At 66.5% G+C, this 17,329-nt stretch carries 12 protein-coding genes; 10 read left to right on the top strand and 2 right to left on the bottom strand.

Translation table 11 applies throughout. From position 1 onward, the window contains the following. Positions 1-37 precede the first annotated feature (37 nt). The 10 genes from pglZ (at position 38) to ACPYO6_RS01755 (ending at position 15,336) form a co-directional block, all read left to right on the top strand. Complete coding sequence (gene pglZ / locus ACPYO6_RS01800) at positions 38-2,842, top strand: BREX-2 system phosphatase PglZ (RefSeq protein ID WP_425713172.1); 2,805 nt, start codon at positions 38-40, stop codon at positions 2,840-2,842. Then, complete coding sequence (locus ACPYO6_RS01795) at positions 2,832-4,808, top strand: ATP-dependent nuclease (RefSeq protein ID WP_425713171.1); 1,977 nt, start codon at positions 2,832-2,834, stop codon at positions 4,806-4,808. The genes pglZ and ACPYO6_RS01795 overlap by 11 nt, the downstream gene beginning before the upstream one ends. 139 nt (positions 4,809-4,947) lie before the next feature. Next, positions 4,948-6,300: a BREX system ATP-binding protein BrxD gene (gene brxD, locus ACPYO6_RS01790; protein ID WP_425713170.1), complete on the top strand. Its 1,353-nt coding sequence runs from the start codon at positions 4,948-4,950 to the stop codon at positions 6,298-6,300. 7 nt (positions 6,301-6,307) lie between these two features. Then, a complete protein-coding gene (locus tag ACPYO6_RS01785) occupies positions 6,308-8,497 on the top strand; it encodes a DEAD/DEAH box helicase (protein ID WP_425713169.1) in 2,190 nt (729 codons plus the stop codon). Beyond that, positions 8,494-9,522, top strand: coding sequence for a DUF3883 domain-containing protein (locus ACPYO6_RS01780; RefSeq protein ID WP_425713168.1), 1,029 nt, complete (start codon positions 8,494-8,496; stop codon positions 9,520-9,522). Before ACPYO6_RS01785 ends, ACPYO6_RS01780 begins: the two co-directional genes overlap by 4 nt. A 41-nt stretch (positions 9,523-9,563) precedes the next feature. Further along, positions 9,564-12,299 carry a DEAD/DEAH box helicase gene (locus ACPYO6_RS01775; protein WP_425713167.1) on the top strand — a complete coding sequence of 912 codons (2,736 nt, stop codon included), beginning with the start codon at positions 9,564-9,566 and terminating at the stop codon, positions 12,297-12,299. A 293-nt stretch (positions 12,300-12,592) separates the two neighbouring features. Further along, a complete protein-coding gene (locus ACPYO6_RS01770) occupies positions 12,593-13,042 on the top strand; it encodes a hypothetical protein (protein ID WP_425713166.1) in 450 nt (149 codons plus the stop codon). Beyond that, positions 13,039-13,668, top strand: coding sequence for a hypothetical protein (locus ACPYO6_RS01765; RefSeq protein ID WP_425713165.1), 630 nt, complete (start codon positions 13,039-13,041; stop codon positions 13,666-13,668). Before ACPYO6_RS01770 ends, ACPYO6_RS01765 begins: the two co-directional genes overlap by 4 nt. A gap of 86 nt (positions 13,669-13,754) precedes the next feature. Further along, positions 13,755-14,450, top strand: a complete 696-nt coding sequence (locus tag ACPYO6_RS01760) for an SIMPL domain-containing protein (RefSeq protein ID WP_425713164.1) — start codon at positions 13,755-13,757, stop codon at positions 14,448-14,450. Between the two features lie 232 nt (positions 14,451-14,682). Continuing rightward, entirely contained in the window at positions 14,683-15,336 is a 654-nt protein-coding gene (locus ACPYO6_RS01755) for a heme oxygenase (biliverdin-producing) (RefSeq protein WP_425713163.1), read from the top strand. Positions 15,337-15,363: 27 nt separating this feature from the next. On the opposite strand, the gene ACPYO6_RS01750 is transcribed toward ACPYO6_RS01755, so the two are convergent. Continuing rightward, the gene (locus tag ACPYO6_RS01750) at positions 15,364-16,347 is read right to left on the bottom strand and encodes an ABC transporter substrate-binding protein (RefSeq protein ID WP_425713162.1); all 984 of its coding nucleotides are present in this window, start codon (positions 16,345-16,347) and stop codon (positions 15,364-15,366) included. Between the two features lie 105 nt (positions 16,348-16,452). Continuing rightward, complete coding sequence (locus tag ACPYO6_RS01745) at positions 16,453-17,247, bottom strand: ABC transporter ATP-binding protein (RefSeq protein ID WP_425713161.1); 795 nt, start codon at positions 17,245-17,247, stop codon at positions 16,453-16,455. Between the last annotated feature and the right edge of the window lie 82 nt (positions 17,248-17,329).

Genomic DNA, 17,329 nt, shown 5'->3' with positions numbered 1-17,329 from the left:
ACGGGCGGAGGCACTGCCTGTCGGACGCTCCCTCGTCGTGTCGCTGGTCGAGGACTCCGAGAGTCACGGCTACGGGCCGGACCGGCCCGATTCAGCCTCGGCGATCGGCATCTACGGTGACCCCGCGACAACCGAGGCGATCGACCTCGAGCACCGCGGCACGACCGTGCGTGTCCGGCCGTGCGTATCGACACTCGCCGCATGGGAGGAGCTCCTCGCTCACGACGGCACCGGGTGGCTCGTCCTCGTCACCGACCGGCCCGAGTCCGACCTCGGCTCCGGGGTGCTCTCGCACCTCGTTGGCCACAAGCTACGAACTCCGGATCCGTGGGACGCCGTACGGCAACAGTTCGCCGCCACCGGCATCGACCCGGCGCTCTATGCCGGCGAGCACCAGGCCGATCTCGCACGCGGACTGCTCGAGATCCGTCCCGAGTCCGGGTGGCCCCCCGCGCCGGCCGGCGCGCTCACCCGCTCGCACGTCCTCCACAGCGTCGCACGCATCCACCTTGGGCTACGCCCCCGTGATCTTGACGCGCTCGGCGTCCTCGACTGGTCCACGACGAAGGGACTGACGGCCCAGATCGCCGATCTCCGTGCCAGAGCCGGTGACATCGTCGCTGAAGCGACGCTGCGGTGGATCTCGGCTGGTGCTGGAGCAGCAGCGCCGCTGCTCGATGCGCTGGTTCGGCGCGGCGAGATCTCTGACGCAGTGCCGCTGGGGCTCGTGCTCGACGTGTTGCTCGCTGCCGGCCACGACGGTCGCGCCGGCGTTGCGAAGCTCGAGGAGATGTGGAGCAATGGACGTGCGTCGACGCCCGCAGGCGCCTTGGAGTCACTTGCCGAGACGTCGACGACACTGATGGAGGGCATGGCCAGCCCGGGCGTCACTGACTCTGGTGGCGACGTGGTGCGACGCGCGGAACAGCTCCTCGCCGTGGCGGATAAGCAGCATCTGGCTGGTCATTCGGGCATCCTCCCGAGCGGGCTAAGCGTTCGTGTCGCTGCGCTGGCGGGTGCGATGCGACGTGTGGTGGCAGATCTGTCAGGTCCGACACCCGCCGTCGCCAGCACGTCAAAAGTCTCCGAGGCTATGGAAGCGGCGTGGGAGCTCGTCCGTGCACATCGACTCGCTCGCCGAGGAACAACGCAATCCTCGCGCATGCGGCCGATCGAAGGAGCTGTTCGCCTGGTGCGGTGGCTCGGCCTCGAACGCTCCGACAGAGGTCAGCTGACGGGCGGGTCGAATGCCGCTCTCGCCACGCTGACAAAGCGACAGGCATCAACTGACGCATGGGTGGACTCCGCCGTCAACGACGTTCACGAGGGCACCGCTGACAACGACCTCGGCACGGCATTCAACGAGGTGCTCTCGGCCGTCCGTCAAGTGCGCGACGCACATGACCGAGAGTTTGGAACCGCGGTCGCCGGGGCACACGGAGCAGAAGACCTGCGCGGGTTGGGCGATCCTGAGGTGCAGTTGCTCGAGAACGTCGTCGCGGACGTCGTCGCGCCGATCGCTCGGCAGCACAATGTCCTCCTCCTGGTGCTCGACGGCCTCAGCACCGGGGTGTCGACAGAGATTGTCGGCGACCTGCTGCAGTCCCGGACGTGGATCGAGTTCCTTGTCCCTGGCGCCTCGGCACGGGCATCAGCGCTCGCCGCGCTGCCGTCGCTCACTGAGGTGAGCCGGACGTCGCTCCTGAGCGGGAAGCTCACGCGTGGCGACCAGTCGAACGAGAGGCAGAACTTCGCGCAGTTAGTGGACGCACTGGCTCTCGGGACGACGAGTTTGTTCCACAAGAAGCCGCTCGACACCACACGCGCGGGCTTCGCTGTCGCCGACGACGTTGCATCCGCGATCGACGATCCCGACCAGCGACTCGTAGCGTGCGTTCTCAACACGATCGACGACGCGCTGGACCGCAGCGACCCGGCGGGCACTGCTTGGACCGCAGACGCGGTCAAGCATTTGCAGCCCTTGCTCGACCGGGCGCGTGCGGCAGACCGGATAGTCGTCATCACGGCGGACCACGGGCACGTGGTGGAGCGGCGCGAAGGACGGCAGGTCGCGGCACCGGACTCCTCAAGCTCTCGGTCGCGCGGCACCACGACGGCGGCCGCTGATGGCGAAGTCCTCGTCACCGGGGCGCGGGTGCTGCTGCACGACAGAAGCACAGTGCTCCCGTTCGACGAGCGGCTGCGGTACGGCCCGCTCAAGGCCGGCTACCACGGCGGCGCCAGCCCCGCCGAGGTGGTGGTTCCCCTGGTGGTCCTTGCGCCGGACGAGACCGTCGGCGAGGCGTTCGGTCTGGAGGCAGCACCCGCTCAGGAGCCCGACTGGTGGATGGGACCCGTCGTCGAGAAGACCGTCGAACCTGGGGTGGTGCGAACAGCCAGGAAGTCGCCCGTCCAGGACGGGCCAGATCTGTTCGGCAACGTGCCGGAGCCTGCACCAATGGCACGGCTCGAGCCGCGTCGTCCCGCAGGCAAGGGCTCGCTCGGGACGGCGGTGGTGAAGTCGAAGACGTTCGCCTCGCAGCGTGCTCTCAGTGCGCGGGCCTCCCTGAGTGATGAGCAGGTGTCGGCGGCGATTGATGCCTTGGCGGCAGCTCCGTCGACCCGTACGTCGAGCGACATCCTCGCTCGCGAGATGGCACTGTCACCGGTCCGTGCCCGTGGTGCTGTCTCTCAGCTGCAGAACTTGATTAACGTTGAGGGGTTCCCTGTTCTCCGGACAGAGGGTGCAACGGTGATCCTCGACGTCGACCTCCTGAGAGAACAATTCTCACTGAGTGCTCACCACACAAACCTCCAAATGGGTCAGAATAATGCGCATTAGATCCTTTGAGATTGAGAACTATCGCGGAATCAGGCACGCACATGCCAGCGATCTCGACACAAGACCACTCACGCTTATAACCGGGAAGAACGGCACCGGCAAGAGCCTCATACTCGAGGCGCTTACTGCTGCCTGGTCTGGAAACATCAATCTCCCGGATTTCGTTGGCCCTTACGGGAATCAACTTCGCATCGCTATCGAGTTGACTCTCGACGAACATGAATATGAACTGGTCAATTCGTGGCGAACTGCGCGCGAATTGCCTGAAGTCTCAGCAGCTATATCGCACACCCTCGAAGCAGTCTCCACGAATCGCGAAAGTACGGGCACCTACAGTCCTCGAGACGAAATGGTGACCACGCTCCAGAATCCGCAGTTCTCCAAATCACATCCATTTGCCTCTATTGACCTCCTATCGGCACGCCGGCAACTTTCCACTACCAGCGTAAACACAGTTGACATGTCAATGCTCGATCGCGCGGCAGCAGCCGCTGCACGACGAGACATGTACGACCAAGAAATACGATGGAAGGCGGGTATGCACATGCCTGACATCGGCACCTATCTCACGTCACTCGACTATCGAAACTATGTAGCCGGCCGCTCAGGAATAGAAGTCGAGGACGAGTATTCAAGGTTGAGCGAGATATTTCATGCGGCCACAAGCAAGGAGATTCTTCGCCCCGCCTATGACCCCGACACAACCAAGACCGCCATTAATGTCCGACTCCCCTCCGGCATCACACATGAACTCGAAGATCTCTCGAACGGCGAACGAGAGATGCTCGGAATGCTCTACTATGTCGCGCAGCTATCGGCCCACGGCGGAGTGCTCCTTCTCGATGAACCTGAAAAGCACCTACATCCCTCACTCCAGTCTTCAGTTCTAACTGCCATGTTGTCGGTGGCCAGCCGTGGACAGGCCCTAACTGTCACGCACTCACCGAATCTAATATCCGCAGCACCGTCGGATGCCGTCATCATCGTCCACCCCGCCTGGGGTTCAGCGACGAATCAGGTGCAATCCACAAATAGCGACGACACGAGTGCAGGAGCCCTCGCCGACCTTGGAATTCCGCGACGAGATCTCTTTCAATCATCTTTCCTCCTGGTAGTCGAAGGTCAAGATGACCAACAACGGCTGAAGATGCTACTTCCCGACGTGCTTGCAGACGCAAAGGTTCTGATTGCAGGCGGCAGAAGGGAAGCGCTAAACGTCGCGACATCTCTTCGCAAGCTGGAACCAGGGATCCCTTGGCTGTGCGTGGTCGATCGAGATTATCTAACGGATCAAGAGGTCGCACGGATCGAAGAATCTGGCAATACATTCGTCTGGGGCGCAAGAATGCTCGAGAATCTGCTTCTTGACACCGAACTGCTTGGCCTGGCATTCAAGAGTTCACCCTACTTTACCGCAGATGCTCTCGAAAAGGATCTCCGCTCGTCGGTCAACTCCACGAAAGAAGCAAGCATTACGCAGTTTGTGAGCGCTCGGGTGAATGGCACTGAATATCATGCAGGCGAATCAACTTTCTCTCAAAACTCCGACAAGATTCTGGGCTCGTTAGAGTTCGAGCTCGCTCGGATCCAACATCAGATCAAGCAGTACGAAACAGTGCGGGACTCAGTAGTTGAAGAGATCGCCGAGCGCTGGGACAGGGACTGGAAACTATTTGCCGAGGGAAAGCGCGTACTGAAATCGCTCAACGAGAAATACAAGGTCTACAAGAACGCGCAATCTCTCATCGATAAGCTTATGGTTGAAGCGCGAGAAGACAGTGCACTGATGCCGGCCGAGATTCGACGACTCAAGGAGGAGATTGACGCTACTAAAGCGTCGGTGTCCGCCGCGCAGATAGGGCACGCGCACCCATTGGTCAACCACAAATCGGTAGATTCAATCATTAGGACGTCGAATCCTGAACCAAATCTTAACCGTGCCATGGATGCAGACCCATACATGTGACATGCGTACCCAGACCTGGGTGAGACTCAAATGGCGCTAGCACGAACGGCTTCAACCAGGAGTGCTTTCAGTTTGCAAGCATTAGCAGATCACTGCATCACCAACTCATGATCTCAACCAACTCCATTAGAGTGGGCTCGTGTCCGAGTCACATCTGCTGAGCTCACGGCGTCGCCGCTTGGTCGTCGATGCTCTGCGCCGCGGGACGGTGCCACAGGCGGGGCTGGATGTGCTGGCGGTGGGTCTGGACCACTTCTCAGACGCCCTCAACTCCGAGTTGGATACCGCCGCTGGCGGTGGGGCCGTCTTCAAGGCTGTGCGGGGCGAGTACGGCACGGGCAAGACGTTCTTCGTCCGGCACCTTGCCGAAAGGGCGATCGGACGTGGTTTCGCAGCGGCCGAGGTCCAGATCTCCGAGACCGAGACGCCCCTCCACAAGCTCGAGACCGTCTACCGGCGGGTGACGGAGTCCCTCCGAACCGCCTCCGTCCCGCCAAGCGCCTTCCGGTCGGTTCTCGACTCATGGTTGTTCACCGTGGAGTCCGACGCCTTGGACGCCGACCCGGCGCTTGAGACTGCCGGAGAAGGGGCACTCGCCGAGGCTGTCGACGAGCTGCTCTCTCGCCGACTGGCCGAGGTGTCCACGAAGGCGCCCACATTCGCGATGGCGTTAAGGGGGTATCGCCGCGCAGGATCCGTGGGCGACACCGAGACCGCCGACGGGCTCGCCGCCTGGCTCGGAGGACAACCACACGTGGCAGCCGCAGCCAAACGCTCAGCCGGTGTGCGTCAGGACCTCGACCACTTCGGCGCCATGGGATTCCTCCAGGGACTGCTCACCGTCCTGCGCGACGCCGGCCACCCCGGCCTGCTCCTTGTCCTCGACGAGGTCGAGACGCTGCAGCGCATGCGGTCCGACGTCCGCGACAAGGCACTCAACGCCCTGCGCCAGCTCATCGACGAGGTCGACTCCGGACGCTACCCCGGCCTCTACCTCGTCATCACCGGAACGCCCGCGTTCTACGACGGCCCATCCGGTGTCTCCCGCCTCGCACCCCTCGCCGGGCGTCTGGCCACCGACTTCCAGACCGACGCCCGGTTCGACAACCCGCGAGCCGTTCAGGTGCGCCTGACCGGCTTCGACCGGACGAAGCTCATCGAGCTCGGACTCAGGGTGCGCGACATCTATGCCGAGGGCAGTGGCTCTGCCGACCGCATTGAGGCCCGCGTGGACGAGTCCTACGTGGGCGACCTGGCTGACGCCGTCGCCGGGTCTCTTGGTGGCAAGGTGGGAATCGCGCCCCGCCTGTACCTCAAGAAGCTCGTCGGTGACATTCTCGATCGGGTCGACCAGTTCGAGGACTTCGACCCTCGCCGCGACTACTCGCTCACGGTCGGTGCCGGGGAACTAACCGACGTCGAGGACAACGCCGCACGGCGCGGGCAAGCACCCGCCCCTTCGACGGCGGGCGACATCGAGCTCGACCTGTGAGCGCACGGTGAGTGGTGGGCCGGCACCGGACGGTTTCTCCGCACTGCACCCGGTGATCCAACACCACGTGGTCAACACGCTGGGTTGGCCGTCCCTGCGACCGCTCCAGGAACAGTCGATCGGTCCTCTCATGCGCGGGCACGACGCCCTGCTGCTTGCTCCGACAGCGGGGGGCAAGACCGAGGCTGCCATGTTCCCGTTGCTCAGCCGGGCCGAGCAGGAGAGCTGGCGCGGGGTCTCGGTGCTCTACGTGACGCCGCTGAAGGCACTGATCAACAACCTCGAGCCCCGGCTGGACGGGTACGCCTCGTGGCTTGGCCGGTCGGCCCAGGTCCGCCATGGCGACACCACGCAGGGGGCACGCAAGCGCCAGCTCACCGCACCGCCCGACATCCTGCTGACGACCCCTGAATCGGTAGAGTCGATGCTCGTGTCCGTCTCGGTCGACGCTCACCAGGTGTTCTCCGAGCTGCGTGCCGTGATCGTCGACGAGGTGCACGCCTTCGCAGGCGACGATCGCGGGTGGCACCTCCTGGCCGTCCTCGAACGACTCTCCAGGGTCGCAGGTCGTCCACTCCAGAGAGTCGGGTTGTCTGCCACCGTTGGAAACGCCCCCGAGCTGCTCGCCTGGCTTCAGGGGAGCAACGCGCGCCGAGGGGTCGAGGCATCGGTGGTGGCGCCGTCGTCGGGCATTGCCAACCACTCACACAGTGCCCGCCCCTCCGCTCCCCCGAGCGCCGATCTCGAGCTCGACTACGTGGGAACGGTCGACAACGCGGCAACCGTCGTGGCTGCTTTGCACCACGGCGAGAAGCGGCTGGTATTCACAGACTCGAGGCGCACCGTCGAGGAGATGTCACTGGCACTTCGCGAGCGCAACGTGGAGACGTACGTGTCGCACTCGTCGCTGTCCGTGGACGAACGTCGACGTGCCGAGGAGGCATTCACCGTCGCCCGGGACTGCGTGATCGTCTCGACGTCGACGCTCGAGCTGGGGATCGACGTCGGCGACCTCGACCGCGTGATCCAGGTCGGCGCACCCAGCACCGTCGCCTCCCTCCTCCAGCGGCTCGGGAGAACCGGGCGACGGGCCGGGACCAGCAGGAACATGATCTTCCTCGAGACCGACGATCAGGCGTTCCTGCGGGCCGCCGGTCTCCTGCTGCTGTGGTCGGAGGGGTTCGTCGAGCCGGTCGTCGCGCCGCCCGTGCCGCGCCACATCCTGGCGCAGCAGCTGATCGGTATCGCGCTGCAGGAGGGCCGTGTCGGTGAGGAGGTGTGGCCGGAGTGGCTCGGAAAGCTCCGGCTCGCACCCGCGGACGATGTGTCGGAGATCGTCCAGTGGCTGCTCGACGAGGAGCACCTGGACCTCGACGGCGGGATGCTGTTCGTCGGACCCGAGGCGGAGCGCCGGTACGGGAAAGTGCACTTCCGTGACCTCATGGCCGTGTTCACGGCCGACCCCGAGTTCCTCGTGCTCCACGGCCGGAACGAGATCGGTTCCGTCGACCCCACGGTGCTCACACGGAAGGTGGAGGGACCGCGCCGAGTGACCCTGGGAGGCCGCGCCTGGCTCATCTCGCACATCGACTGGACGCGGCGCGTCGCCTTCGTCGAGCCGTCGGATCACGGAGCAGATCCGCGATGGCTCGGAACCTCGCAGCCGTACTCATTCGAGCTGGCACAGGCCATCCGGCGCATCCTGCTGGGAAATGAACCCGAGGGGGTGTCACTCACGGGCCGCGCCCGACGGCGACTCGACGCGCTGCGCGCCGAGTACTCGGGGCGCGTCGATCTGGAACGGACAGTGGTTCGCAAGGGTGAGACTCGCACGCGATGGTGGACCTGGGCGGGCTCACGGGCGAATGCCGTCCTGGCCGCGTGTCTCGACGCGATCGACGGCGAGATCCTCGGCGACACGATGTCGTTCGACAACTTCCAGATCGCTCTTCGCAGTGACGTGACGGCATTTCGGGTGTCGGAGGCGATGGTGGAAGCCCGTCGGGAGTTCGGCGACGACCTCCGCGGTGCGTTGCCGATCGTCGACGAGCGGGCGGTTCGCCAGCTGAAGTTCGCCGAGATGCTGCCGCCGAGCCTTGCCACGGCGACACTCGCTGCGCGCGGAGCTGATCATGTGGGTGCAGCGCAAGTTCAATCCGCCATCCAGGGCGACTCAATGACGGAAGGGCATCGATGACGAGCCATACGGAAACTGCTGAGGTGACCCCAGATCGAGAGACGCCCGCCTACCTGCTGACGAACAATCCCAAGTACCAGCAGCTCTTGGATGAGGAGATCGATCAGTACCTCTCGGAAATCAGTGCTGGTCGCCGCGTCGTTGACAGATGGTCAACCGGCTTGAGCAAGAAGATCCGCAAGGGAGACCGCGTCTACCTTCTCCGCCAGGGAGTCGAACCGCGGGGCATCATCGCCAGCGGCACAGCCGAGCGGGACGTGTATCAGGACAAGGACTGGCGGGGCGGACGGAAGCTCATCAACTACGTCGACGTCGTCTGGGACACGTTCCTCGACCAGCTGCATCCTCTCCCGACCAAGGAACTCATTCGCATTGCCCCTCACACGTCCTGGAGGCCACAGGCGTCCGGCACCTCGATCAACGCAGCGGACATCGAGGCCGTCGATGTCACGTGGCAGACGCATGTCGCCAAGGTTCTTTCACCGGGAAGCGGCATCCGTGGAGCGCAGGACCCGCGAATCCGCTCGGGGAAAGAGAGCGACCACGGCAAGGACGGCGGGGCGGAGAAGCGGAACGACGACACCACGAAGCGGGGCACCTCCCAAGGCCGTCGTGTTGACCCAGTGAAGAAGAAGCTGACGGAGGACCTCGCGCAGCAACGATTGACCGAGCACTTCAAGAACGAGGGTTGGACGGTCGAGGACGTTCGCACGACGAAGCCCTATGACGCGTTAGCCACGAAAGACGGGCGCAAGCTGTATCTCGAGGCCAAGGGCACCGTGACCGCCGGCCAATCGGTAGATGTCACGCCGAACGAGGTCAAGTTCGCCCGCAACCACCCCGGCCAGTGCGTGTTGGGCATCCTCTCCGGAGTCACCTTCGCCACGGACGATTCCATCGATCCGGGTAGCGGGAAGTTGGAGATCTTCGACTGGAATCCCGACGCGGGAACGCTGATCCCCACGGGATATTCATTCACTCCCCACCGTGTGACTCACACAGCACACCCCGACCTCCGGCCGTAGGCTCCCACCACCTGCCGTCGACCTCTCGAAGGGCGTCATCGATGACCGAGACCAGACAGACCAAGGTGTTCGAGTGGAGCGAGGTCGAGCCCGCACTCGTCCGGGAGATGCTCCGAGCCGCCTACACGGAACTCGCAGACCCTGGCGACGTCTCGAAGCTCGGCACGCTGGCCGACGACAAGCTCCACAAGCAGGCGCACAGGACCTTCGGCCGGCCACCCGCCACGCGGTTCCGAGCCAACACCTCCCCCGTCACGCGCGTGCTGCGCGACGTCTGGCTGCCCACCGCGGACGAGCACATCCTCGAAAAGCTGACCGAGGCCCTCAACAACTACGACCCACTGTCCACACGAGCGCAGCGACTGGACCTGCTGCTCAAGCGCAGGTTCACGACCTCGTACACGAAGCTCCTGTGGGGGCAGTTCATCTCCGCGCACAAGGCGAGCCGCACGACGCCGAAAAAGGGGAGGAAGTCGCCGAAGCTCACCTTCGGCCCGCCCGCCAAGCTCCAGGGCAAGGGCCTCCCGCCTCGCTACTCCACCCCATACCCGCACCAGACCGAGGCCATGGCGGCGCTCGACCGCCTGCGTGACTCCGAGGGCGAGCGATCGGGACTCATGGTGATCCCCACGGGCGGCGGGAAGACGGCCACGATGGTGAAGTGGCTGATGACGGAGATGCGCCGGCGACCCGATCTGCGGGTGCTCTGGATCGCGGACCAGCGCGAGCTCATCGGTCAAGCGGTTCGTGAGTTCCAGGCACTGGCCGCCGAGGAGCCGACGGACTTCACCCGCGTGATCCGCAACGTGCACGGGCAGGCCGGGATCGAGGCGGGCTTCGCCGACGCGAGCACGGACGTCATCTGCACCACCCGGCAGACCCTCGTAACCGGTTCGTTCGACACGAAGATGCGGATCGTCGACCACTTCCTCACCCGTCCGGTGGTTGTCGTCGTCGACGAGGCGCATCACGCGGTCTCCCCCACCTACCAGCGCGTCCTCGCGCACGTGCGCGAGACGAGCACGGACATGATGCTCGTCGGGCTCACCGCCACCCCGTGGCCGGCCGGCGCCGGGCAAGCGAAGCTCCTTCGGGAGACGTTCGCGGAGGGACTCGTCGAGGTCACCACGGGCGAGCTGGTCGACAAGGGGCTTCTTGCCCGACCCGTCATGCACGACGTGGCAACACCTGACCAGATCGACGTGAGCCCCGAGGACGTCGACCGCATCGTCAAGGGTGCCGAGCTCCCGCCGCACGTCCTCCGCCAGCTCAACCGCGAGTCACGCAACGCGCTCATCGTCCGCACGTGGCTCGATCGACGACTCGAGTGGGGCAAGACCCTCGTCTTCGCCTGCGACATCGCCCACGCGGAGTCCCTGGCGGCCACCTTCCGCGCCGCCCACGTCCGCACCCACATGGTGCACAGCGGGATCGACGACGACTCACGCGAGGTCATCGAGGACTTCCGCACGTCTCCGGACCCCGGTGTCCTCATCTCGGTCGGCATGCTCCTCGAGGGTGTCGACATCCCGTCGGCCCGCACCGCGTTCCTCTGTCGTCCGACGGCGAGCCACGTCGTCATGCGCCAGATGATCGGGCGGATCCTGCGTGGCCCGAGCGCCGGCGGTGACCCGGACGCCCACGTCGTCGACTTCGTCGACGACTGGTCGATCCCGTTCGGTGTCGTCGGCCCAGTCAACATCCCCGACGTCGCCGGACGGGTTGCACAGGACGAGCTCGACGGGAGCGAGACCACCCTGCCCCCGATCCTCGACGACGACGGGGTGGAGATCGGCGAGGACCTCATCCGTCGCATCGCCCTCGTCATGACCGAACGGGTCCAGGAGTACGGTCTGACGGCGACCCTGACGGGTGCTCGTCTCGTGGGGTACTACCACCTCGACATCCGGCGGATCGCCGTGTTCGACCACGCCAGGTACGTGTGGGAGGACGCCGCCGACTGGTCGCTGACCACCGGGACGAAGGCGGTCGCCAGTGTCCAGGCCCTGTTCGAGGACGTACCGCCGCCGAGTCCGTCGACCGACGAGGTGCAGGCATTCGTCGGCTACTGCCGCTCGCACGGTGCTCCCCCTCCTCTCGTTCCGCTCGACGCCGACGTCGACGTCCGCATGACGGCGCGCGCCCTTATCGACGCACCACCGATGTCCGAGCACGACCGGATCGAGTTCCTGCGCACGAGGTACGACAGCTCGCTCGCCCGCGCGATCTACCCGACGTTCCAGACGTTCTACGAGGCCGTCACGCAGGCGAATCTCGAGCTGCTCGACGTGGTTCCGGGAGGCGCGACGCCGGAGTCGGTCGACCTGCCCAGGACGACGGCTGGCACGCCGATCGCTCGCGATCCCGACCGTGATCTCCAGGCGTTGTTCGAGGCGACGGTCGAGACGGGCCGCGAGCTCCTCGCCCATGAGCGGGGCTACGAGGGACGGCTCGACAAGCAGGCCCTGCCCTCCATCCGATGGACGACGTCAGTGGCGTCGACGTTCTGGGGCACGTGGAACTGGCGACGGTCGACCAAGGCGAAGGGAAAGCCGGTGATCAACATCAACCAGTCGCTGCAGGCGCCGGTCGAGCAGGTCTCCGACGGTGTCCTCATGGATCTCATCTGGCACGAGCTGTGCCACCACCTCACGCCCGGCCGGGGGCACGACGCCGAGTTCCGCCGCCTCGAGCACCTGTGGCCCGAGCACATCGAGCGCAGCCACGAGCTCCAGACCCTTCCCGAGCACTACTCAGGACTGTTCCGGAACGCCTGACAAACCCCCGTCGGCCGCCGGTCGTAGAGCGCTCGGCGGCCGACTGATCGCGGGCGGATCCGCGGTTGCTAAGTCCCGATCCAACACTCTCAGAACAGTGTCCGCGATCACCCGGATCCGCACGATTCCGCGCCTGATCCACCCATCTCGATGTCAGTGGTCGTCGATAGATTTGGGGTCATCGGGACGGCGCGCTGGACGCCTCCCGAGACCCTCGAGACTCGGAGGCCACGAGTGCTGCCCACATCCACTTCCACGCGCGTGAGGCGCGTGTGCACCGACGGGCCGTCGGCATGACCGGCAAGCTCCTCACGTCCGCCGGGGCGTCCTTCTCGCTCATCCCCGTCCCGGACCTCACGCTCGTCAATTCGCCGACACCACCGGACTCCCTGCTCGTCGACGTCGAGCTGGTGTCGCCCGACCGCTTCGTCCGCTACCTCGGACGCCGCATCGACACGACCTTCCTTCTCGAGCTGGCCGACATGTACCTCTCCGCGGCCGAGGTCGAGAACCCCGAGGAGCTCGACCACAACGTCGGCGACGAGGACTGCCGACTGGTGGTCGAGGTCGAGGACTCGAGCCCGTTCGACGTGACGCTCAAGATCAGCATCGACCCCGACATCGAGGGCGACGCCTACGAGTTCGACGCGGTCATGTTCGACGTCACCCGGGCCGCCCTCATCACCGCCGCCCACGAGTACGAGAACTGGCACAAGATCGTCACCCAGAGGAGCACCCGATGAGCTATCTCGGCACACACCTCGACCTGGAGCCCGGCGCCCGCGTCACCGGCATCTCCGTCGGCCCGTCGAGCGACGCCCTGTACGAGCACCAGGCCCGGTTCTTCCTCCACCGGATCCGGATCCCCGGTGGGCGCGACGGGGCCGACGTCGCGGGAGCGCTCGCCCGGTTCCTGCCCTCGGCCGTCGCCACCATGTCCGGCGTCGAGCCCGACGGCGGTGCGTGGTGCGCCGTCGTCCAGTACGTGCCCGAGGTCGGCCTCGCCCGCCTCGCTCGCCAGTCCCCGACAACTCCACGCGTCCGGGTTGCGCGGAACATCGCGCGCGCCGGTCTCGAGCGGGCCCAGGACCTCACCGGAACCCGGGGCGAGGTCCTCGAGCACGTCTTCACGGACATCGAGGCCCGCAAGGCGTTCCGTGCCGAGGGGGCCGAGGACGACGACTGGGACGCGATCTCCCTCCTGATCGCCCTCCTCTACGAGCTCCCCACCGAGGTCGACCTCAACTGGCTCGACGACGAGATCTCGGACCCGGCGCTCGACGGCCGCGAGCTCCACGCGCACCGCCTCACCGAGCTCTCGCGGTTGCTCGGTGACTGGGCCGTCACCAACCACGGGACGGTCGCCTGACCCTCGGTCGCGCCTCAGCGACCCCCCGCCGGCGGGCCCGACCCGTCGGCACCACGCACCACCCACCCCACATGAAAGGGACGGACATGGCAGTCATCAATGTCGACGGTCTCGCTGCGCGCAGCATCGAGCCCGAGCGAGCGACCGTGCACCTGACGGTGTCGGTCGACGGCAAGGACCGCGCGGAGGTCGTCAGCGACGCCGGCAAGGCGCACGCCTCGGTGGTCTCCGCCGTCGAGACCCTCGTCGGAACCGGTGAGGTCACGACCTGGTCCGCGGACAACCTCCGCATCGACACCACGGTCGACTGGGTCGAGAAGGGCACCGGCAAGAACCGCGAGAGCCTGCCGGTGGAGCGACACCGTGCGCGCAGCTCCGTCCGTGTGAGCTTCCAGGACCTCACCGCCCTCGGAACGTTCGCGGCCGAGGTCGGCGCCGTGCAGCACGTGCGCCTGAACGACATCAGCTGGTCGCTGACGAAGGAGACGCGGCTCGCCGTCATGCGGGAGATCCGCACCGAGGCCGCGATCGACGCGCGCGAGCGGGCCGTCGCCTTCGCCGACGCTCTCGAGCTCGGGCCGGTCACGCTCTCGGAGCTGACCGAGGGCACGTTCCGCTACGAGGGCGGCCGGCGCCGGCAGCGCCCCCGCGGCATGAGCATGGACCTCATGATGTCCCAGCCGTCCGGTGACACCGACGAGCCGGACGACGACCGGTTCGACCTCCGTCCTTCGACAATCACCGTCTCGACCGAGGTCAGCGCGGTCTTCGCCACCGACTGAGGCGCTTCTCCCCCACTGGCGCCGTCGAGCGCCCGGCCGGCTTCGCGCATGCGACCCATCCCTGTGCTCGACGGCGGTCAACGAGCCGCTGCACGCCGCGACCCATGGACGCACGGCACGCCGAGTTCCACAACGCTCTGCTTGCGCAAGTCGCCCCCTCACTGGCACGATCACCTCACGTGCTGACACCTCGTCAGCAACAGATCGCCGATCCTCCGAAGGGGCCCTGCCCATGAGCGTCGCCCTGTCCGAGCTGCTGCGCTCCGCCACCGCCGAGGAGCACACGCACGCCGAGACGCGCACCTTCGTCACCGACCTCATGGGCGGCGCGCTCGGACGCGACGCCTACATCGACCTCGCGCGCCAGCACCACGCGATCTACACCGCCCTCGAGGCGGCCGGCCGGCGGCTCGCAGACCACCCCGTCGCCGGGGAGTTCGTGCGCGACGAGCTGCTCCGCGTCCCCTCGATCGCCGCCGACCTGCACCTCCTCGCGGGTCCCGACTGGGCCGACCTCGACGTCCTCCCCGTGACCCACGAGTACGTGGCCCGCCTCGAGGCGATCGACGACGCCCCCACCTACCTCGCCCACGCCTACACCCGCTACCTCGGCGACCTCTCCGGCGGCCAGGTCATCGCGCGCATGCTCCAGCGCCACTACGGCATGACGCCCGACGAGCTGACCTTCTACACGTTCACCGACATCCCCAAGCCGAAGCCCTACAAGGACGCCTGGCGCGCGGCCATGGACGCGGCCGACCTCACCGAGGCCGAGCGCGAGCGCTGCGCCGCCGAGGCCAAGTACGCCTTCGACCTCAACGCCGCGGTGTTCGTCGCCCTCGGAGAACGACCGCGGGCTCAGACCGTCGCCGAAGCGACCGCCTGAGCCCGGGATCGTCCCGATGCCAGCCGACTACTCGGCCGGCTCGACGAAGATCTCGTCGTAGTTCGGCTCCTCCGAGATCATCCCCTGCTCCACGGCGGCCGCGGCGAACGCCCGCACGCTGTCCTGGTCGAGCCCCGGCACGTAGGTCGCGAGGTTCGCGCCGGCCACGAGCTCGGGGTCGAGGTCGAGCTGCTCGGCGATGACGCGACGCACCTCGTCGGGGTTGTCGGTCGCGTACTGGTTGGCCTGATCCATCGCCCGCTGGAAACCGGCAACCACCTCGGGGTTGGCCTCGGCGAACGCGCCGGAGGTGATGTAGTACCCGAGCTGGGTCTCCGGGAACGACTCGACGAAGTTCGAGCTGAGGTTGACGAAGTCGTGGCTCTCGGAGATCGAGCGGTGCGGCTCGACCGACCAGATCGCGTCGACGTCCCCGCGCTCGAGTGCCGCCGGCATGTCGGAGTAGTTCATCGGCGTGAACTCGAGCGACGCCCCGTCCACGCCCTGCTGCTCGAGGGCGGTGATGATCGTCAGGTCACCGAGGTTGTTGACGGAGTTGACGGCGATGTTCGCGCCCTCGAGGTCCGCCGCGGTCTCGAACCCGCTGTCCGGCAGCACGAAGATCCCCGAGGTGTCCGCCTCCGGGTCCGAGCCCGTGCCGCAGCAGTTGGACACGAACTGGACGTCGAGGCCCTGGTCGATCGCCTGGAGGTCGCTGACCACGTTGGCGTAGCCGATCGGGCTCTCCTGGTTGACCACCGAGGGGACGATGGCCGAGCCGGCCTCCGCGATCTGCACGGTGACGTCGAGGCCCTCCTCCTCGAAGAAGCCCTCCTCCACACCGAGGTGCAGCGGGCCGGCGTCCATCGTCGTGATCTGCATGACCGTCAGCTCGACGAGGCCCTCCTCGTTCTCGGCCACCTCCTCTCCCCCGCCACCACACGCGGCGAGGGTGAGGGCGGAGGCGGCGAACGCTGCGGCGGCGACGAGGCGCCGGGGGGTACTGGTCATCAGGGGTCCTTCGTCTGGATGGGTCGTGCAACAGGTCGTGCGGGTCGAACAGTCAGGTCGTGCAGTCGGGTCGCGCGACGGGCTGGTCGCCCGCCGCGGCGCGGATCAGATCGTGTACTCGGGATCCGGCTGCGGGGCGGTGACGAGCTCGCGGATCTCGGAGAACACGCGCGCCCGCAGCTCGGCGAACCGCGGCAGCGCCTTGGTGCGGATCTGGTCGCGGTCGGCCGGCAGGTCGATGTCGACGATCGTCCCGATGCGGCTCGGCGACTTCGTCATCACCGCCACGCGGTCGGAGAGGTAGACGGACTCGTCCACGTCGTGGGTGACGAAGACGACCGTCATCTCGGACTCGGCCCGCAGCGTGAGGACGAGGTCCTCGAGGTCGGCGCGGGTCTGGGCGTCCACGGACGCGAACGGCTCGTCCATGATGAGCACCTTCGGCCGGTAGGCGAGAGCGCGGGCGATGGCCACGCGCTGCTGCATGCCGCCGGAGAGCTGCCAGGGGTGCTTCCTGCCCACGCCCTCGAGCCCCACCTCGGCCAGTGCCCGCTCCACCCGCTCGGCGCGCTCCGCCTTGCCCACGCCGCGCGCCTTGAGCGGCAGCCCCACGTTGGACGCCACCGTGAACCACGGGAACAGCGAGCGGGAGTAGTCCTGGAGGACCACGGCGAACTCGTCGGGCACGGAGGTGACGGCCCGGCCGTCGAACTCCACGGTCCCCGAGGTGGCGGGCTGGAGGCCGGCGAGGCAGCGCAGGAGCGTCGTCTTGCCGGCGCCGGACGGGCCGACGATCGACAGGAACTCGCCGTCGGCCACGTCGAGCGTGATGTCGGCGAGCGCCTGGAACGCGGTCGGGCCGTCGCCGTAGGTCTTGGTGAGCTTCTCGATGCGGAGCATGTCGGCTTTCTGGGGGTCGGGAGGTGGGGCGGACGGGGACGGGATCGGGTGCCGGGTCGGTGGTGGCCGTTCGTCGTCGTGC

The sequence above is a fragment of the Georgenia sp. Z1344 genome, from assembly GCF_049856295.1.
GTDB lineage: Bacteria > Actinomycetota > Actinomycetes > Actinomycetales > Actinomycetaceae > JB111.
The sequence above is the reverse complement of the archived record's forward strand: the minus strand, read 5'-3'. Positions and strand labels throughout refer to the sequence as shown.